Below are 17,503 nucleotides of genomic sequence, written 5' to 3'. Positions count from 1 at the left end.
CCGGCGGCGGGGTGCCAACGCCAACTATGCGTCCGGCGCCGACGAACAGGTCGAGCGCCTTGTCGGTCTTGCTCGCCGGGTCGATGAGCCGGCCGTTGCGGATATGTATCTTCATCTCAGTTTCCTGCCAGCATGGCCATCACCGCCATCCGTACCGCGATGCCGAAAGTGACCTGCGGCAGGATGACGGCCTGCCTGCCGTCGGCCACCGCCGAGTCGATCTCGACGCCGCGGTTCATCGGCCCCGGATGGAGCACGATGGCGTCCGGCTTGGCCAGCGCGAGTTTTTCCTGCGTCAGGCCGAAGAACTTGAAATATTCCTGCGGGCTGGGCAGCAGCGAACCCTGCATGCGTTCGTTCTGCAGCCGCAGCATCATCACGACATCGACGCCGCGCAGGCCTTCGGCCATGTCGTGGAAGACACGACAGCCGAGCCGGTCGATATCGGCCGGCAGCAGCGTTTTCGGTGCGATGGCCCGCAGGTCGGGCACGCCCAGCGTGGTCAGTGCGTGGATCTGGCTGCGCGCCACGCGCGAATGCAGGATGTCGCCGACGACCGCCACCGACAGCTGCGTGAAGTCGCGCTTGTAGTGGCGGATGGTGTACATGTCGAGCAGGCCCTGCGTCGGGTGCGCGTGCCGCCCGTCGCCGGCGTTGATCACGTGAATGTGGTCGCGGCCGGTCGCTTCGAGGTGCTGGGCGATCAGGTAGGGCGCGCCGCTGGAGGCGTGGCGTACGACGAACATGTCGGCCTGCATCGCGGCAAGGTTGTCCACCGTGTCGAGCAGGGTTTCGCCCTTGTTGGTCGAGCTGGTCGCGATGTTCAGGTTGATCACATCGGCCGACAGGCGCTTGGCGGCGATTTCGAAGGTGGTGCGGGTGCGCGTGCTGTTCTCGAAAAACAGGTTGAACACGCTTTTGCCGCGCAGCAGCGGCAGCTTCTTCACCTCGCGTTCGGCCACCACCGTGAACGGCTCGGCCGTATCGAGAATGCGCGTGATGACGTCGCGCGGCAGGCCTTCCGTGGTCAGCAGGTGCTGCAGTTCGCCGTGCCGGTTCAGTTGCGGGTTGCGCGCCATGGTCAGCTCCCGGTCAGTCGCAGCGAGAGGGTGTCGCCGTCCTGCGCCAGTTTCACGCGCTGTCCGGGCGGCAGGTCGAGCGTCGCGGCGCAGTAGGTCGGCGCCACCGGCAGTTCGCGCCCGCCGCGATCGACCAGCACGGCCAGTTCGACCCGCAGCGGACGGCCGTAATCGAACAGTTCGTTCAGCGCGGCGCGTACCGTGCGGCCGGTGTGCAGCACGTCGTCGACCAGTATCAGATGCCGGCCCTCGACCTCGAAGGGCAGCGACGACGAACGCGTGTCGCGCGCCAGACCGCGCTTGGCGTAGTCGTCGCGATAGAAGCTCACGTCGAGCGAGCCAGCCGGCTGCATCAGACCGAGCAGGGCGTGCAGTCGTTGCGCCAGCCACACGCCGCCGGTATGCAGGCCGACCAGCGCCGTGTCGGCGCCGACCCGCGGGCGAATCTGGTCGGCCAGCACGACCAGCAGGTGTTCTGCGTCAGGCAGTGACATCGAAATAGTCCTTGAGGATGAGCTGGGCCGCGTGTGCGTCCAGTTTCTGCTTGCGGCTGCGCCAGTCGCGCATGCCGCCTTCGTCGCGCAGCTGGCTGTCCGCTTCGGCCGAGGTGTAGCGCTCGTCCTGCAGCACCACCGGCAGGCGGAAGCGCCCTTCGAGCTGGCGCGCGAAGCGCTCGGCGCGCGCCGTCATGTCGTGCGGCACGCCGTCGGGTGACAGCGGCAGGCCGACCACCAGCGTGACCGGCTTCCACTCGTCGAGCAGCCGACCGACGGCCGACCAGCGGGCGTCATTGGTTTCGGCATCGAAGGTGAGTAGCGGGCTGGCACTGCGCAGTTCGCATTCGCCCACGGCAACACCAATGCGCTTTTCGCCGAAGTCGAACGCCAGCACGGTACCGCGCGCAGGAAGACCACCCGGTTCAGGCATGCCCGGCCACGTCGGACAGCGACGCGAAATCGACGCCGAGCAGCTGCATCGCGGCGACCAGACGTTCTTCCGGCGGCAGGTCGAAGATGATGCCGCTGTCGGCGCGCACCGTGAGCCAGGCGTTCTGCGCCATTTCCCATTCGATCTGACCGGCCTGCCAGCCGGCATAGCCGAGCGTGACCAGCACGTCGTCCGGCTCGATTTCGCTGCCCAGTGCCTGCAGCACGTCGCGCGACGAGGTCAGTCCGAGGCCATTGCCGACATCGATGGTGGATTGCCATTCGCCGACCGGGCGGTGCAGCACGAAGCCACGATCGGTCTGCACCGGGCCGCCGAAATAGACCGGCTGGCCCTGGAAGCGCGGCGATTCGAGCGTGAGTTCGATGCGCTCGAACAGGTCTTCGAGCGACATGTCGATCGGCCGGTTCACGATGACGCCGAGCGCGCCCTGATCGTTGTGCTCGCACACCAGCGTGAGCGTGCGGGCGAAATTCTTGTCGGCCATGGCGGGCATGGCGATCAGGAAGTGGCCGGTGAGATTGACCGTGGAAGTCGGTGCGTGCGCGTGCATGGCGGGATTTTATCCGTGTTGTGCGTTTGTCGCAGAACCTGTGCGACCCTCGCGACTCGAAAACGCGATCGGATCGTGGAGGTGGAAGTGGCAAAGAGTTCGTCCCGGCTGGTGTGGTTCCGTCGCGACCTGCGGGTGGATGACCACGCCGCGCTGTATCACGCGCTGCGCGAAGGCGGCCCGGTGTGGTGCGCATTCGTGTTCGACACCGAAATACTGGACGAACTGCTGCGCGAAGGCTGGCGCGCCGACCGGCGGGTCGAATTCATCCACGCCGCCATCGTGGAGCTGGATGCGGCCCTGCGCGACCTCGGTGGCGGCCTCATCGTGCGCCACGGTCGCGCGCGCGAACTGGTGCCCGCGCTGGCGCGCGAGCTGGGCGTGGACACCGTGGTCTGCAACCGTGACTACGAGCCCGCGGCGCAGCGGCGCGACGGCGAGGTCGGCGCCGAACTGGCGCGCCACGGCATCGGCTTCGAGCAGTACAAGGATCAGGTCATTTTCGAGTGCGACGAAGTGCTGACGCTGGCGCACAAGCCGTTCTCGGTATTCACCCCGTACAAGAACGCCTGGCTGAAGAAGCTCACGTCGTACCAGCTTCAGGCCTATCCGGTACGCCGTCACGCGGCCGCATTCGCCGCGGCGCGGACCACCGCCATTCCGTCGCTGGCGGACATGGGGTTCGAGCCGACCAATCTGGCGACGCTGAAACTGCCCACCGGGGCGTCCGGCGCCGAAACGCTGTTCGACGAATTTCTCGACCGCATCGACCGCTACAAGCAGACGCGCGACTTTCCGGCGACCAAGGGACCGAGCTATCTGTCGGTGCATCTGCGCTTCGGCACGATATCGGTGCGCCGGCTGGCGCGCGAAGCGCATGCGCGCGGTGGCGCGGGCGCCGAAGGCTGGCTGAACGAACTGATCTGGCGCGATTTCTACTTCCAGATCCTGTGGCACAACCCGCACGTGCTAAACGGCAGCTTCCGGCCCGAATTCGACGCCGTGCGCTGGGTGGACGACGACGCGCGCTTCACCGCGTGGTGCGAAGGCCGCACCGGTTATCCGCTGGTCGATGCGGCGCAGCGCCAGCTGGCGCAGACCGGCTACATGCACAACCGGCTGCGCATGGTCAGCGCGTCCTTCCTGACCAAGGACCTGGGCATTTCCTGGCGGCGCGGCGAGCACTGGTTCGCGCGTACGCTGAACGACTTCGATCTGGCGGCCAACAACGGCGGCTGGCAGTGGGCGGCGTCGACCGGCTGCGACGCCCAGCCGTGGTTCCGCATTTTCAACCCGGTCACGCAGTCGGAGAAGTTCGACGCCGACGGCCAGTTCATCCGCCGCTACTGCCCGGAACTGGCGAAATTCGACCGCAAGCGCATCCACGCGCCCTGGCTGGCGACGTCGCTGGAACAGCAGATGGCCGGCTGCGTGATCGGCCGCGACTATCCGGCGCCGGTGGTGGATCACGCGGCGGCACGCGAGGCAACGCTGGAGCGGTTCAAGGCGGTGAAGGGGGGCGTGGCGTAGCGGCGGCGGCGTTGGGCATCGCTGCGCTCACCCCAACCTACGGGTGACTTGGCGCGGGTGCTTGTTGGGCATCGCTGCGCTCACCCCAACCTACGGGTGACTTGGCGCGGGTGCTTGTTGGGCATCGCTGCGCTCACCCCAACCTACGGGGTCCGCTGGTCGCGGGGCTTGTTGGGCGGCACGGCGCTCACCCCAACCTACAGAGTGTGGCAAGTAGGTTGGGGTGAGCGCAGCGATGCCCAACACCCCCTCTCGATACCGAAACCTCTAGCGGGCTGGTCGCCAACTGCCAGCCCGCTGTCCATGGAAAGCCCGGAAACGATGCCTCAGTCCTGCCGGAACACGTCGCGATAGCTCGCGTAGATCGCGCCGAAGGTGACCGGCAGCAGCACCAGCCAGCCCAGCATGGCAGGAATCGATGCCAGCACGACCAGCACGATGTAGATCAGCGCGAACACCAGAAAGGCCGGGGCATTGCGCAGGCAGGCGTAGAAGCTGGTGCGCATCGCGTCGATGGCGGTCATGCGATGGAACATCACCAGCGCGGGCGCGAACCACACGGCCATCAGTACCGGCGCCATCAGCATCACCGCAATCACCAGCAGCAGCGGGGTCGCGGCCGACACGACTAGGAGCGCGGCGAATGCAGCGAGCCCGGCCAGCCCGGCGACGATGGCCGACATCAGCAATACGAACAGCGTCACCGCCAGCATCGCGCCCAGATACCAGCCGCCCAGCGCGAGCAGAGGATTGACCCGCTCTCCGAAGCCCGCCCACAGATGCGCCAGCTCGAGCGGTTCTCCACGCGACAGCGCCCGGCATCCCTGCATGACGCCGCCCATCATGACCATCGCCAGCAGCGTTGCGGCGATGGTGCCGAACAGCGGCACCACGTTGAGCGCGACCAGCACTACCGTCCAGATGACGGTGATGACGATCCACAAGCCGGGCGACACCAGGAAACATTGCCAGCCCTGGCGCAGCCATTCCAGACCGCGGCCGGCCGGCAGGCCGCGCGATTCGGGCGCCATGACGTCCGGTATTGCGACCGGTTGCGGCGCCGGCTCGAAGGGGTTGTGGCCTGAACTGTTCATGCTTTGCATGATTCCACATTCGCGCGTCAGGTCGCGCATCGAATGCGCGGGTTGTCGCATGCCGTCCACAACCTGCGCGCTGCGCCGGCAACACCTCACACGACGCGCGCGCTTGTAACGAGCGCGCGGCGCATGTTCCACTAGACTTCAGAAGTGTTCAGCGACGCCGCAGCGTGTCTGTCGTGTCGCGCACCTCCGGGAGACCTTGATGAAACTGACCACCCTGTGCGCCGTGTCGGCGCTGCTGACAGCGTCCGCCGCGCTGGCCGGCGGCATGGGCCACGTGCCCACCACGCCGATCGGCGGCGACCCCTACGGTCAGGGCACCGGCATCGGCGGTGCCGGACCGGGCGGCATGATAGGCCAGCATCCGCGCGACCTGATCCGGCCGAATGCGCGCAGCCGCGCGACCCACATCTATCCGACGCTGCGTGGCACGCAGATCCGCGACTATTCGCGGCCCGGCGTGCGCATCGAGGAAGATGCCTACGGCACCAGCGTGTATCCCACCGCGCCGTACGGCAACATACGCGACTACCGTCAGCCCGGCTGGCGCATCGAACAGGACCGCTGATCCGCCGCCGCCCTCCCCCGCGGCGATTCCTTCCACCTCACGACTCACCGGCCGCGGCCGGCGCCTTCCACGATGACCGAATTTCCAAAACACGAACTGACCATGACGGTGCTGATGACGCCCGACATGGCGAACTTCTCCGGCAATGTGCACGGTGGATCGCTGCTCAAGCTGCTCGATCAGGTGGCCTACGCCTGCGCCGCGCGTTTCGCGCAGACCTATGTGGTGACGCTGTCGGTCGATCAGGTCATCTTCCGCAGCCCGATCCACGTCGGCGAACTGGTCACCTTTCTCGCGTCGGTCAACTTCACCGGCACGACGTCGATGGAAGTCGGCGTCAAGGTGATGACGGAAAACATCCGCGAACATACAACGCGTCACACCAACACCTGCTACCTGACCATGGTCGCGATGGACGAGGCGCGCCGCCCGTGCCGCGTACCGCAGCTTGAGCCGGCCACGCCGGACCAGCGGCGGCGCCAGACCGCCGCAAAGGTGCGCCGGCAGATGCGGCTCGAATTCGACCAGCGCTTCCATGAACTGATGCAGGCCGAACAGGCGAAAGCCGGCGAGGAGAATGAATGATCCTGAAAACCTCAGTTGATCGACGCCGTGGGTATGGTTGGCGGGGTGTACGGCAAGGCACGAGGACGCGGCAGGATGGCTCCCTGCAAGGACGAGCAACGCAGCCGGGCACCCCGCCGGCCGTGCACAGGGCGGCGAAGCGCTCTCACCCGGAGGGTGAAGACCGGGCAAAGGCAGGAACGTTGCAAGGGCACTGTCTTGCATCGATGTTTCAAGCGGTCAATTGAGGTATTCAGGATGTTTGATTACGAGCACGACATATCCGCCATCGACGCAGCACTCATCCGCCACGGCATGGCCTCCATCCACCTGCTGCGCGCCGGTGACCAGGCGGCGCTGGTCGACTGCGGCACCGGCCATTCGCTGGCCAATGTGCAGACGGCGCTGGCGCACAAGGGCATCGCCGCCGGGCAGCTGCGCTACATCATCCTGACTCATGTGCATCTGGACCACGCCAGTGGCGCCGGTGCCGCGATGCGCGCCTTTCCGGATGCACAGCTGGTGGTGCATCCGCGCGGTGCGCGCCACATGATCGACCCGTCGAAACTGGTCGCTGGCGCGACCGAGGTGTATGGCGCCGCAGCCATGGCCGACATGTATGGCGACATCCTGCCGGTCGACGCGGCGCGCGTGATCGAAACGCATGACGGTTACGTGCTCGACTTCAACGGCCGCGCGCTCGAATTCATCGACACCCCGGGCCACGCAAAACATCACCACTGCATCTGGGACGCGCGCTCGCGAAGCTGGTTCACCGGCGACACCTTCGGTCTGGCCTATCCGGAATGCACGGTCGATGGCCGCGCCTTCGTCTTCCCGACCACGTCGCCAGTGCAGTTCGATCCGGTCGCGATGCGCGCGTCGGTCGAGCGTCTGCTGTCGCGGCAGCCGGAGGCGATGTTCCTGACCCACTACGGCAAGGTCACCGGCGTACCGACGCTGGGCCGGGCGCTGCTGTCGCGCATCGACGCCCACGTAGCGATCGCCCGGGCGGCCGCCAGTGCAGGTGACGGCCGCAAACAGGCGCTGCTGGCCGCGCTGACCGCCTATCTGATGGACGAACTGCGCGCCCACGGCAGCCCGCTCACGCGTGACGAGGCGATGGCCGTGTGGGGGCTCGACATCGAACTCAACGCGCAGGGCCTGGAGGTGTGGCTGGACACCGCACAGGCCTGATGGCGCGCGCCTGAAGGCCGAGTAACGCGGCCTTCAGGCGTCGCGCTCGAAATCACGCTGCCAGCGCGCGCACCCCTCGCGGATCATCGTCAGCTTGTCGTCGCGCAAACCCGCCAGATCGGCTTCGTCCAGCCAGCCCTCCGCGCGCAGCAGCACGAACAGCGAAATCAGTTCCGAATAGCGGAATTCGTACTTCCTGCCCATGTAGCCGTCCCGCTCGGCCAGAAACATGTAGACCGCCCACATGTCTTGCTGCGTCGCAGCCGCCGCGGCGCGCGCCTTGAAATCCGCCAGCAGCGATGCCTCTTCGCGCGACAGCGCCGTGCCGAAAGCCTGTCGCGCGATCTTCTTCTCGGTATTCGACCAGGTCATGGGGTTCATGCATCGTGCTCCTCTCCGGTAGCGTTGGCCCCGACGTCACACCGGTGGCGGCTGGGCTATCCTCGCGCTGCGCGGCACGTCCGCGCACGCCGTTCGCCTGCTGTCGAAAGCCGGCACTAAAAATATAAACAGGAGACTCCCATGCTGCAACGTGTCACGTCGCTGTCCGTCCGGCTGGTCGAAAGATGGCTGCCCGACCCCTTCGTGCTCGTGCTGCTGCTGACACTGCTGGTGTTCGCCGCCGGCATCGCAGTCGAAGGACAGTCACCGGTGGCGATGCTCGAGCACTGGGGCAAGGGTTTCTGGAACCTGCTGCAATTCTCGATGCAGATGGTGCTGATACTGGTAACCGGCTGGGTGCTGGCGACGACGCCGTTCTTCCGCCGCATTCTCGAGGCCATCGCAAAGCTGGCGCACACGCCGGGGCAGGCCATCCTGCTGGTGAGCGTGGTGTCGCTGGTGGCGAGCTGGTTCAACTGGGGTTTCGGTCTGGTCATCGGCGCGATGTTTGCGCGCCAGCTGGCGCGTGGCGTGGCCGGCGTCGACTACCGACTGCTGATCGCCAGCGCCTACAGCGGATTCGTCATCTGGCATGGCGGCCTGTCGGGCTCGGTACCGCTCACGCTCGCCACCGCCGACCACTTCCTCGCCGCCCGCACCGGCGTCATCGCCACCGGCGACACGATCTTCTCGACCTTCAACCTGGTCATCGTGCTTGCGCTGTTCGTCTGCGTGCCGATCCTGAACCGGCTGATGATGCCGCGCCCCGAAGACACGGTGCAGGTCGATCCTGCGCTGCTGGTGGAAGTCGAATTCGTGCCCGACACCACCACCGACACGCCCGCCGCGCGGCTCGACAACAGCATCCTGCTGGCGCAGTCGGTCGGCATCATGGGCCTGGTGTTCTCCGGCTACTACTTCCTGGTCAGCGCCGGTACGCTGAACCTGAACATCGTCAATTTCATGTTCCTGTTCCTCGGCATCATGCTGCACGGCCGACCCAGCCGCTTTCTGGCAGCAATCGGCGACGCCGCGCGCGGCGCTGGCGGCATCATCGTGCAGTTTCCGTTCTATGCCGGCCTGATGGGCATGATCGTCGGCTCGGGGCTTGCGGTCACCCTGTCGAACCTGTTCGTCGCCGTATCGACCGATGCCACGCTGCCGTTGTTTGCCTTTCTCGGCGCCGGACTGGTGAACATCTTCGTGCCGTCCGGCGGGGGTCAGTGGGCGGTACAGGGGCCGATCATGATCGAGGCGGCTGCCGATCTGGGCGCCGATCTGCCGCGCGTGGCAATGGCGGTGGCCTGGGGCGACGCATGGACCAACCTGATCCAGCCCTTCTGGGCCCTGCCCGCGCTGGCCATCGCCGGTCTGCGCGCGAAGGACATCATGGGCTACTGCCTGATCACGCTGCTCATGTCCGGCGTGGTGATCGGCCTCGGGCTGACCTTCGTGCCGTGACGAATCCCGGGGTCCGTTGTCATCAGCGATAGCGGGCGGCGGTGATGAACTGGCCGAAGGTTTCGCACCACACGATGACCGTCGTGTAGCGCGCGACGTCGATCGATGGCGCGACCTCAACGACGAAGTTGTCGAAGGTGCGCACGTCGCCCACGCGCGCCATGACCGGCTTCAGGCGCGCAAAGTCGGCTTCGGTCTCTACGAATTCCGGCGACAGGTAGAGCTTGTAGTCGGGCCCGGGCGCCAGTCGGCCGGTCAGCGCAATGCGCTCGCGCCCGATCGACACCGTGCCTTCGCCCCAGTGCAGCAGGTCGCTGTCCTTCAGGTCGCGCCGGAACTCGCCGGTGAACATCGCACCGACCGCGGCCGAAGCGGCTTCGGCCGCGGTCGGCGGCGTAGGTGCGGTCAGGATGGGCAGGGCGTAGATGCCCAACGCGAAACCGATGCCGAGCACGGCGGCATGGGAGGCGACGAGAAGGACGGCTGGTTTCATGGGCTCGGAGCGTAACGCGACAGGACGCAGAGGGATAGCCGTGAAGGGCCGGACGCGCGGTCGATTGCTGTCAGGCGCCGCCTGACGTCGGGCTCGGCAGAAAGATGTCCACCCGCAGGCCGCCGAGTGTCGCGCAGTCCAGCAGGTCGAGGCGACCACCATGGGCGAGCGCGATTTCGCGCGCAATGGCGAGCCCCAGACCGCTGCCCTCCCGGCGCTCGCCCTTGCCCCGGCCGAAGCGCCCGAGCACGAGCGTTCGCTGGGCCGGTGCGATGCCCGGGCCGCTGTCGCGGACGCTGATCAGCGCACCTTTTTCGTGCGTGTCGGCCCGGATGAGCACCGCGCCGCCCGACGGGGTGTAGCGCAATGCGTTGTCGATGATGTTCGCCAGCATTTCCGGCAGCAGCACGCGGTCGCCGTGCAGCAGGGGCAGTTCGGACGCGGCTTCCATCCGCACGTCGGTGCCGCAGGCGACGGCAGTCGGAATCGCTGCGGCGACCACATCCTCGACCAGTTCGCGCAGGTCTATCGGATCGCGCGCCACCGCTGCACCGGCTTCCGCCCGGCTGAGGTTGAGCAACTGATTCGCCACGCGCGACAAGCGCGCACTGGCTGCCTCCAGATCGCGCATCACCTGCTCGCGCTGCGCCCCGTCGGGCGTGCGCAAGGCCAGCTCGGCCAGGGTCCGCAGCACGGTGACCGGCGTACGCAGCTGATGGGTTGCATCGGCAATGAAGCGTCGCTGGGCATCGATCGTGCGACCCAGCCGGGCCATCAGCTCATTGATCACATGGACCTGGTCATACACTTCCGCCGGCAGGTCGGTTTCGTCGATCGGTCCGAGATCGGCGTGGCTGCGCTGGGCAATCGAGCGACTGATGCGATGCAGGGGCGCAATGCCCCTGCCCACGCCGTACCAGAGCAGCAGGATCAGGCCGGCCACGAACACGGCCTGCGGCGCGAGCATGTACGCGGTGGCTTCCTGCGCCATCACTTCGCGTTTCTTCAGCGTTTCGGCGACGCGCACGAACAGGTCCTGATCCGGCTGTTCGCCGCGCACCACGAACTGGGCGAGGCGAACCCGTTGCCCTTCCACGCTGCCGTCGTAGATGACGGTGCCGCGGCCGGAGTCGGCCGGATTGCCGGGCAGGACATGACTGCCGGCCAACGCACGACCAGTGCGATCAGTGACGCTGAAATAGACGGTATCGATCTCGTCGAACACCAGCATCTGCCGTGCAGCCGGCGGCAGATCGACAGCGACGCCGCCATGCGCCGGACGAATGCGTCCGGCCAGCGTTCGCACCGTGTCTTCCAGTGCGCGGTCGTAAGCCAGATTGGCGAAGTGCAGCACGATGCCGTGGGTAGCCCAGATCCACAGTGCGGTCAGCGCGAGCACCGGTGGCAGCAGCCAGCGCAGAAGACGCTGCCTGAGCGGGGTACGTTCAGGGCGCATCCGGCTTCTCCAGCAGATAGCCCAGGCCGTGCAGGGTGCGGATGCGGATGCCATGCGGTTCGAGCTTGCGCCGCAGGCGGTGGATATAGACCTCGATCGCGTTCACGCCCAGTTCGCTGTCCCAGTCGCTCAGCTTGCGCACCAGACGCGACTTGATGACCGCCTCGCCGGCACGCTGCATCAGTGCATCGAGTATCGCGGCTTCACGCGCAGACAGCTCTAGCGGGGTACCGCCGGCACTGGCCTGACGGGTCGCCGGGTCGAACTCCAGCGCACCGTGGATCAGGCGACTGGCGCTGCCACCGGTCCGGCGGATCAGTGCGGCGATGCGCGCTTCCAGTTCCGGCAGTGCGAAGGGCTTCGTCAGGTAATCGTCGGCGCCATGGCGCAGCCCCTGAACGCGCTGATCGACACTGTCGCGCGCCGACAGCACCAATACCGGCGTGCGGTTGCCGCGCTCGCGCAGCTGGGCCAGCAGGCGCATGCCGTCGGTGTCGGGCAGGCCCAGGTCGAGCACCATCAGCGCATAGTCGCTCACCTGCAGCGCGGCGAGCGCACTGCAGCCATCGCCGACCGCGTCCACGGCGTAGCCGGACAGCTTGAGTGCGTGGGTGAGCGTACTGCGCAATGCGCCGTCGTCTTCCACTACCAGTACGCGCATAACCCTCCCGTATCGGATCCGCCAGTCGTCGCCACTGCTTGCAACGACGCAGGATGATCCGCTGAAAGAACTTTGTAAGGCCTCGGCGGCTAGCCTCGGGTTCTTCATGTGTGTCACACCTCAGGCATTGAACACCATCGCAGTCCCATCGCCTTCAGCCTTCGCAACAACCGATTCGACCCTGCAGCGCGCACGCGCAGTCGTGGCGGCCGTCATGCTGGCACTTGCGCTGTCGGCATCCGGCGCGCTGGCCGCCACCGCGCCGCTCGATCTGCGCACCACGCTGCGCATGGCACGTGATGCCGAATTGCGCAGCGCGCTTGATTCGGCCGCAGTCGCAGTGGTCGAGGCGGATCAGCGCAGCGCGCGCGCCTGGCCGAATCCGGTCGTGAGCTACGGTCAGCTGCGCCCCGGTCGCGCGAGCACCATGTTCGACGGATCGCGCCAGCAGGATGTGGCCGTCGAGCTGCCTCTGCTGCTCGGCGGCAAACGCGGGGCGCGGATCGACGCCGCAAACAGCGCGCTCGATGCGGCCCACGCGCGCAAGGCCGTCGCCCGGCTGGAACGTGCCTCCGAAGCGGGTCTGGCATTTGTCGCCTTGCAGGCTGCCCAGGCCAGGCGCGCCGCCGTGCTCGATGCGGAAAGTAGGCTCGCGCAGCTGTCCGCGCGCCTGCGCCTGACCGACAGCCGGGCTCAGGCCTACCGGAATTTCCGGCTCGACTTCGAATCCGCCGACTGGCGGGCCGAGCTGTCGGCCGCCGATGCCGAATTGGCGGCCGCACAGCAGCGCCTGGCCGACATGCTGGACATCGACGACTGGCGCAGCGTTGTCGTCGAACCGCTGCAGCCACTCGCACCACCGGCCGACGCTCGGGCGCCGGCCGAACATCTGGCCATCCGCGCCGCCCGACTCGACGAATCAGCCGCTCAGGCCGCGATCCGCTCAGCGCGTGCCGAACGCTTCCCGCAGGTGTCGGTTGCGCTTGTTCGCAGCTGGACCCACGACCCCTACGGCACTGCAGATGGCGTGGGGCTGTCGGTCGAGCTGCCCATCTTCGATTCGCGCAGCGGCGCCGTCGACCGTGCCAGCGCCGTCGCGGCAGGTGCGCGACTGCGCCGCCAGCTGCTCGAAGTCGAAACCGATACGGATATCCGCAGCCAGCAGACCGAAGTGGACCTGCGACTGGCTGCGCTCGGCTCGTTTGACGCCGAGGTGGCGCCGCGCCTGGCAGCACTGTCGCAGCTTGCCGGAGACGCCTATGCGGAGGCTCACACCAGTCTGGCCGATGTGCTTGACGCGGTGCGCACCCAGCAGCGGGCACGCTTGCGCCGCATCGACCTCGAAGCGGGACTGGTGCGCGCACAGCTGCGTCTCCTGGTGGCGCGCGGCGAACTGTCCCGTCTCGCCGACTGAATTCGCCCCGCGTCGCAGGTCAGCCCAGCGCCCGCTCGATGAAATGCCGCGGCACGCGCGCCTTGGGCGTGCGGTCGGCGAACCAGCTGCGCACATCCTCGTCCAGCCCGATGCCATGCATATAGTTGTACAGCGCCTTGTTGAGTGCGATACCCAGCGTGTCGTGGTCGGTACCGACCGGATCAACGAAACCGACGTCGTTCTTCGCAAAGGTCACCGGCGGCAATGGCAGCAGCGTGACGCCGTATTCTTCCGGATCGAGGCCGACCGGCGAATGCACGGTGCACACAAAGCGGTGGAAGAAGCCGGACTGTATGCAGCCGGCGGCGAACAGCTGACGCACGTATTCGAGCGCGTCCACCGTGTCCTGGAGTGTCTGGGTGGGGAAGCCGTACATCAGGTAGGCATGCACCAGGATGCCGGCGTCCGAGAAGCCCTTGGTGACGCGCGCCACCTGCTCGACCGACACGCCTTTTTTCATCAGCCCCAGCAGGCGGTCGCTGGCCACCTCCAGGCCGCCGCTCATGGCGATGCAGCCACTTTGTGCCAGCAGTTCGGCCAGCTCGGGCGTGAAGGTTTTCTCAAACCGGATGTTGCCCCACCACGAGATGTTGAGCTGGCGCCGGATCAGCTCTTCGGCCAGGGCCTTGAGGGCTTTGGGCGGCGCGGCTTCGTCCACGAAGTGAAAGCCGGTCTGGCCGGTTTCCTCCACGATCTGCTGGATGCGGTCGGCCAGCTTGTGCGCGGTGGCCGTCTCGTAGCGGCCGATGTAATCGAGGCTGACGTCGCAGAAGCTGCATTTTTTCCAGTAGCAGCCGTGGGCCACGGTGAGTTTGTTCCAGCGCCCGTCGCTCCAGAGCCGGTGCATGGGGTTGAGCATGTCGAGCAGGCTCAGGTAGCGGTCCAGCGGCAGGCCGTCCCAGGTGGGTGTGCCCACGTCCTCGAAGGGGATGTCGGGCTCGGCGAGGTTGATGTACTGCACCGCGCCACTGTCGTTGCGGGTGAACGTGCGCTGCAGCCGCTGTCGCCCGCGTTGGCCCCGCAGGTGCTCGATCAGCGACAGCACCGGCCGCTCGCCCGCGTCCAGCGTCACGAAATCCACAAAGTCGAACACGCGCGGGTCGCTCAGTTCGCGCAGCTCGGTGTTGACGAAACCGCCGCCCAGGGCGATGTGGATGGACGGGTCGTGCGCCTTGATGGCCTGAGCGATGCGGAATGCCGCGTAGACAGAACCGGGAAAGGGCACGGACAGCAGCACCAGTTGCGGCCGGTGCCGCTCTATGGCGGCCAGGGTGAGGTCGCGCAGCAGCCTGTCCACCAGTGTGGGCGGGGCGGCCAGCGCCTGGGCCAGCGGGTCGAAGCTGGGCTGGCTGGCGGCCAGCGATTCGGCGTAGCGCACGAACTCGAAGCGGCCGTCCACCGTGTCGCGCAACACGTCGGCCAGGTCGTTGAGAAACAGGGTGCAAAGGTGGCGCGCCTTGTCCTGCACGCCCAGGGCGCCAAAAGCCCAGCTCAGCGGGTCGCCGCTGCCGTCGTCCATGTCCGAGCCGGCGTAGGCGTCCAGCGCGGCAAAACGCGGCCCTTCAGGCAGCAAGCCACGCGCGGCAATGCGGTGGGCCAGGGTCGAGTCGCGGCCTTGAAGAAAGGCGATGACCGGGGTGATGGTGCTGCGGTAGAGGGCAAACTGGTCGAGAAAGGCGTGCACGCTGCCCGTGCGTTCGGCGTCAGCCAAGGTCAGCGCCTCGTCGCGCACGGCGTCCAATCCGGCCGGCGTGAACAGCTTGAGCACCAGCGCCAACGCCAGGTCTTCCTGCGCCGCGCTGATGTCGCGCGAGCGCAGAAAGCCGGTGAGGTAGGCGGTGGAGGGGTAGGGCGTGTTGAGCTGCGTCATCGGCGGGATGAGGCTCAGCACGCGGAAATCGGTGGCCATGCGCGCGTGGGAAAGGAATGAAGCCTGCGAGCTTAGCCCAGGACGCGCCACCTCAGCATTCGACGATGTTCACCGCCAGGCCGCCGCGTGCCGTTTCCTTGTATTTGGTCTTCATGTCGGCGCCGGTCTCGCGCATGGTCTTGATGACTTTGTCGAGGCTGACGAAGTGGGTGCCGTCGCCGCGCAGCGCCATGCGCGCGGCGCTGATGGCCTTGACCGAGGCGATGGCATTGCGTTCGATGCAGGGGATTTGCACCAGGCCGCCCACCGGGTCGCAGGTCAGGCCCAGGTGGTGTTCCATGCCGATCTCGGCGGCGTTTTCCACCTGCTCGGGTGTGCCGCCCATCACCGCGCAAAGGGCGGCTGCGGCCATGGAGCAGGCCACGCCCACCTCGCCCTGGCAGCCCACCTCGGCGCCGCTGATGCTGGCGTTTTCCTTGTAGAGGATGCCGATGGCCGCAGCGGTGAGCAGGAAGTCCACCACACCATCGTCGGTGGCGCCCGGCACGAAGCGGCGGTAGTAGTGCAGCACCGCCGGCACGATGCCGGCCGCGCCGTTGGTGGGTGCCGTGACCACACGGCCGCCAGCCGCGTTTTCCTCGTTCACGGCCAGCGCGTAGAGGTTGACCCAGTCGAGCACGGCCAGTGGGTCGGTCAGGGCTTTTTCGGGGTGGGTGGTCAGGTCGGTGTAGAGGCCCGGCGCGCGGCGCTTGACCTTGAAGCCGCCCGGCAGCACACCCTCTGTTTGGCAGCCGCGCACCACACAGGCCTGCATCACCTGCCAGATGCGCAGCAGGCCCTCGCGCACTTCGCTTTCGCTGCGCCAATGGGCTTCGTTGGCACGCATCACGCCGGCGATGGACAGCCCATGTTCGTGGCAGCGTTGCAGCAGCTCGTCGCCACTGCGGAAGGGGATGGGCAGGGCGGTGGCGTCGGGCGCGATGGCTTTCTGGCGGCTGCCGTCGGCGGCCAACTCGTCGGTGACCACAAAGCCGCCGCCCACCGAGTAATAGACGCGCTCGGTCAACAGCGCGCCCGCCGCGTCCCAGGCTTGCAGGCGCATGCCGTTGGCGTGGAAGGGCAGCGGCTGGCGGTAGAAGGACAGGTCCTCGCGGTCGTTCCAGCCGATCTCGTGCTGGCCCAGCAGGCAGATGCGCGCGCCGCCGCGTATCGCCGCCACGGTCGATGGCACGGATTCGATGGACACACTTTCGGGCTCGTGGCCACACAGGCCCAGCAGCACGGCGGTGTCGCTGCCGTGGCCCTTGCCGGTGGCGCCCAGCGAGCCGTGCAGCCCGCAGTGCACCCGGGCCACCTGCGCCAGCAGACCCTGCGTTTGCAGGCCCAGCACAAACAGCCGCGCGGCCCGCATGGGCCCCACGGTGTGCGAGCTGCTGGGGCCGATGCCGATCTTGAACAGGTCGAAAGCGGAGATGGCCATGGAGGCTCCTGAGTTGTCAGACCGCGTGAGCGGGCAAACCCACTGGCGTGGGCCGTTGTTGTTGTTGCCACTGTGCCACGTGTGTGGCCACCATGTCGGCCGTCACGGCAGACAGCGTCCAGCCCAGGTGGCCGTGGCCGGTGTTGTAGAACACGTTGGCGCGCTGCCCGGCGCCCACGCGCGGCAGCATGGTGGGCAACATGGGCCGCAGGCCGGCCCAGGGCACCACCTGGCGGGTGTTGACGCCGGGGAAACACCGGTTCACCCAGTCCACCAGTGGGCGGATGCGGTCGGCGCGGATGTCGCGGTTGAAGCCGTTGAACTCGGCCGTGCCGGCCACGCGGAAGCGGTCGGCGCCCAGGCGGCTGGTCACCAGCTTGGTTTCGTCGTCCAGCAGGCTCACGTGGGGTGCGGCTTGCTGACTCTGCTCGTCCAGCAGGTTGACGGTGATGGAATAACCCTTGACCGGGTAGACGTTGACGCGGTCGCCCAGCTGCGCGGCCAGCTCGCGGCTGCCCACGCCGGCACACACCACCAGGGCGTCGAAGCCGTGGGTCTGTTCGCCCTGCTCATCGATGGCGGTGACGCTGGCGCGTTGGCCGTCGCTGACCAGGCGCTTGACCTGTTGGCCGTAGAGCGTGCGCACGCCCAGGCGTTGCGCAGCGGCGGCCAGGCCCACGGTGAACTTGTGGATGTCGCCGGTCGAATCGCTCTCGGTGTAGAAGCCGCC

Annotated in this window: 18 protein-coding genes; 6 read left to right on the top strand and 12 right to left on the bottom strand. The window is 67.2% G+C overall.

The window, feature by feature from the left end; all coding sequences use genetic code 11:
- Positions 1-116 precede the first annotated feature (116 nt).
- Genes Q8R75_RS12305 through Q8R75_RS12290 form a run of 4 tightly spaced genes read right to left on the bottom strand, consistent with a single transcriptional unit; the run spans position 117 to position 2,577 of the window.
- Positions 117-1,079, bottom strand: a complete 963-nt coding sequence (locus tag Q8R75_RS12305) for an aspartate carbamoyltransferase catalytic subunit (RefSeq protein ID WP_305663680.1) — start codon at positions 1,077-1,079, stop codon at positions 117-119.
- Between the two features lie 2 nt (positions 1,080-1,081).
- The gene (gene pyrR / locus Q8R75_RS12300; protein ID WP_305626002.1) at positions 1,082-1,573 is read right to left on the bottom strand and encodes a bifunctional pyr operon transcriptional regulator/uracil phosphoribosyltransferase PyrR; all 492 of its coding nucleotides are present in this window, start codon (positions 1,571-1,573) and stop codon (positions 1,082-1,084) included.
- The gene (ruvX, locus tag Q8R75_RS12295) at positions 1,560-2,006 is read right to left on the bottom strand and encodes a Holliday junction resolvase RuvX (protein ID WP_305614031.1); all 447 of its coding nucleotides are present in this window, start codon (positions 2,004-2,006) and stop codon (positions 1,560-1,562) included. The genes pyrR and ruvX overlap by 14 nt, the downstream gene beginning before the upstream one ends.
- Positions 1,999-2,577: a YqgE/AlgH family protein gene (locus Q8R75_RS12290; protein WP_257097963.1), complete on the bottom strand. Its 579-nt coding sequence runs from the start codon at positions 2,575-2,577 to the stop codon at positions 1,999-2,001. The genes ruvX and Q8R75_RS12290 overlap by 8 nt, the downstream gene beginning before the upstream one ends.
- A gap of 87 nt (positions 2,578-2,664) precedes the next feature.
- Here Q8R75_RS12290 and Q8R75_RS12285 point away from each other — a divergent pair, with 87 nt between their 5' ends.
- Positions 2,665-4,107 (top strand): deoxyribodipyrimidine photo-lyase, encoded by a 1,443-nt coding sequence (locus Q8R75_RS12285; RefSeq protein ID WP_305626000.1) that lies wholly within the window; start codon positions 2,665-2,667, stop codon positions 4,105-4,107.
- A gap of 326 nt (positions 4,108-4,433) precedes the next feature.
- Here the strand turns inward: Q8R75_RS12285 and Q8R75_RS12280 are convergent, their stop codons facing one another.
- Positions 4,434-5,201, bottom strand: coding sequence for a BPSS1780 family membrane protein (locus Q8R75_RS12280; RefSeq protein ID WP_305614701.1), 768 nt, complete (start codon positions 5,199-5,201; stop codon positions 4,434-4,436).
- 208 nt (positions 5,202-5,409) lie between these two features.
- Here Q8R75_RS12280 and Q8R75_RS12275 point away from each other — a divergent pair, with 208 nt between their 5' ends.
- From Q8R75_RS12275 to Q8R75_RS12265, 3 genes are all read left to right on the top strand, one after another.
- Entirely contained in the window at positions 5,410-5,775 is a 366-nt protein-coding gene (locus Q8R75_RS12275) for a hypothetical protein (protein WP_305614700.1), read from the top strand.
- Between the two features lie 72 nt (positions 5,776-5,847).
- Entirely contained in the window at positions 5,848-6,360 is a 513-nt protein-coding gene (locus tag Q8R75_RS12270) for an acyl-CoA thioesterase (RefSeq protein ID WP_305614699.1), read from the top strand.
- A 237-nt stretch (positions 6,361-6,597) separates the two neighbouring features.
- The gene (locus Q8R75_RS12265; protein ID WP_305614698.1) at positions 6,598-7,536 is read left to right on the top strand and encodes an MBL fold metallo-hydrolase; all 939 of its coding nucleotides are present in this window, start codon (positions 6,598-6,600) and stop codon (positions 7,534-7,536) included.
- A gap of 33 nt (positions 7,537-7,569) precedes the next feature.
- On the opposite strand, the gene Q8R75_RS12260 is transcribed toward Q8R75_RS12265, so the two are convergent.
- Positions 7,570-7,917 carry a hypothetical protein gene (locus tag Q8R75_RS12260; RefSeq protein ID WP_305614697.1) on the bottom strand — a complete coding sequence of 116 codons (348 nt, stop codon included), beginning with the start codon at positions 7,915-7,917 and terminating at the stop codon, positions 7,570-7,572.
- 141 nt (positions 7,918-8,058) lie between these two features.
- Between Q8R75_RS12260 and Q8R75_RS12255 the strand changes: the two genes are divergently transcribed.
- Entirely contained in the window at positions 8,059-9,378 is a 1,320-nt protein-coding gene (locus Q8R75_RS12255) for a short-chain fatty acid transporter (protein WP_305614696.1), read from the top strand.
- 22 nt (positions 9,379-9,400) lie between these two features.
- Here the strand turns inward: Q8R75_RS12255 and Q8R75_RS12250 are convergent, their stop codons facing one another.
- From Q8R75_RS12250 to Q8R75_RS12240, 3 genes are all read right to left on the bottom strand, one after another.
- Positions 9,401-9,871 carry a DM13 domain-containing protein gene (locus Q8R75_RS12250; protein WP_305614695.1) on the bottom strand — a complete coding sequence of 157 codons (471 nt, stop codon included), beginning with the start codon at positions 9,869-9,871 and terminating at the stop codon, positions 9,401-9,403.
- A gap of 70 nt (positions 9,872-9,941) precedes the next feature.
- Positions 9,942-11,327 (bottom strand): sensor histidine kinase, encoded by a 1,386-nt coding sequence (locus tag Q8R75_RS12245; protein WP_305614694.1) that lies wholly within the window; start codon positions 11,325-11,327, stop codon positions 9,942-9,944.
- A complete protein-coding gene (locus Q8R75_RS12240) occupies positions 11,317-11,988 on the bottom strand; it encodes a response regulator (protein ID WP_305614693.1) in 672 nt (223 codons plus the stop codon). Before Q8R75_RS12240 ends, Q8R75_RS12245 begins: the two co-directional genes overlap by 11 nt.
- 214 nt (positions 11,989-12,202) lie before the next feature.
- Here Q8R75_RS12240 and Q8R75_RS12235 point away from each other — a divergent pair, with 214 nt between their 5' ends.
- Positions 12,203-13,402 (top strand): TolC family protein, encoded by a 1,200-nt coding sequence (locus tag Q8R75_RS12235; protein ID WP_305614692.1) that lies wholly within the window; start codon positions 12,203-12,205, stop codon positions 13,400-13,402.
- A gap of 19 nt (positions 13,403-13,421) precedes the next feature.
- On the opposite strand, the gene Q8R75_RS12230 is transcribed toward Q8R75_RS12235, so the two are convergent.
- The 3 genes from Q8R75_RS12230 to Q8R75_RS12220 all read right to left on the bottom strand — a co-directional run.
- Positions 13,422-15,332, bottom strand: a complete 1,911-nt coding sequence (locus Q8R75_RS12230; RefSeq protein ID WP_305663679.1) for a radical SAM protein — start codon at positions 15,330-15,332, stop codon at positions 13,422-13,424.
- 52 nt (positions 15,333-15,384) lie between these two features.
- On the bottom strand, positions 15,385-16,773 hold the full coding sequence (locus Q8R75_RS12225; protein WP_305663678.1) for an L-serine ammonia-lyase: 1,389 nt from the start codon (positions 16,771-16,773) through the stop codon (positions 15,385-15,387).
- 16 nt (positions 16,774-16,789) lie between these two features.
- A partial coding sequence (locus tag Q8R75_RS12220) for an FAD-dependent oxidoreductase (RefSeq protein ID WP_305663677.1) occupies positions 16,790-17,503 on the bottom strand: 714 nt, incomplete at its 5' end.

Source organism: Methyloversatilis sp., assembly GCF_030696805.1.
In the GTDB taxonomy this organism is placed as follows: domain Bacteria; phylum Pseudomonadota; class Gammaproteobacteria; order Burkholderiales; family Rhodocyclaceae; genus Methyloversatilis.
The sequence above is the reverse complement of the archived record's forward strand: the minus strand, read 5'-3'. Positions and strand labels throughout refer to the sequence as shown.

Excerpts from the sequence above, each read along its gene's own strand:
- Q8R75_RS12305 (WP_305663680.1), bottom strand. The coding sequence starts at position 1,079 with ATGGCGCGCAACCCGCAACTGAACCGGCACGGCGAACTGCAGCACCTG.
- pyrR (WP_305626002.1), bottom strand. The coding sequence starts at position 1,573 with ATGTCACTGCCTGACGCAGAACACCTGCTGGTCGTGCTGGCCGACCAG.
- ruvX (WP_305614031.1), bottom strand. The coding sequence starts at position 2,006 with ATGCCTGAACCGGGTGGTCTTCCTGCGCGCGGTACCGTGCTGGCGTTC.
- Q8R75_RS12290 (WP_257097963.1), bottom strand. The coding sequence starts at position 2,577 with ATGCACGCGCACGCACCGACTTCCACGGTCAATCTCACCGGCCACTTC.
- Q8R75_RS12280 (WP_305614701.1), bottom strand. The coding sequence starts at position 5,201 with ATGAACAGTTCAGGCCACAACCCCTTCGAGCCGGCGCCGCAACCGGTC.
- Q8R75_RS12275 (WP_305614700.1), top strand. The coding sequence starts at position 5,410 with ATGAAACTGACCACCCTGTGCGCCGTGTCGGCGCTGCTGACAGCGTCC.
- Q8R75_RS12270 (WP_305614699.1), top strand. The coding sequence starts at position 5,848 with ATGACCGAATTTCCAAAACACGAACTGACCATGACGGTGCTGATGACG.
- Q8R75_RS12265 (WP_305614698.1), top strand. The coding sequence starts at position 6,598 with ATGTTTGATTACGAGCACGACATATCCGCCATCGACGCAGCACTCATC.
- Q8R75_RS12260 (WP_305614697.1), bottom strand. The coding sequence starts at position 7,917 with ATGAACCCCATGACCTGGTCGAATACCGAGAAGAAGATCGCGCGACAG.
- Q8R75_RS12255 (WP_305614696.1), top strand. The coding sequence starts at position 8,059 with ATGCTGCAACGTGTCACGTCGCTGTCCGTCCGGCTGGTCGAAAGATGG.
- Q8R75_RS12250 (WP_305614695.1), bottom strand. The coding sequence starts at position 9,871 with ATGAAACCAGCCGTCCTTCTCGTCGCCTCCCATGCCGCCGTGCTCGGC.
- Q8R75_RS12245 (WP_305614694.1), bottom strand. The coding sequence starts at position 11,327 with ATGCGCCCTGAACGTACCCCGCTCAGGCAGCGTCTTCTGCGCTGGCTG.
- Q8R75_RS12240 (WP_305614693.1), bottom strand. The coding sequence starts at position 11,988 with ATGCGCGTACTGGTAGTGGAAGACGACGGCGCATTGCGCAGTACGCTC.
- Q8R75_RS12235 (WP_305614692.1), top strand. The coding sequence starts at position 12,203 with ATGCTGGCACTTGCGCTGTCGGCATCCGGCGCGCTGGCCGCCACCGCG.
- Q8R75_RS12230 (WP_305663679.1), bottom strand. The coding sequence starts at position 15,332 with ATGGCCACCGATTTCCGCGTGCTGAGCCTCATCCCGCCGATGACGCAG.
- Q8R75_RS12225 (WP_305663678.1), bottom strand. The coding sequence starts at position 16,773 with ATGGCCATCTCCGCTTTCGACCTGTTCAAGATCGGCATCGGCCCCAGC.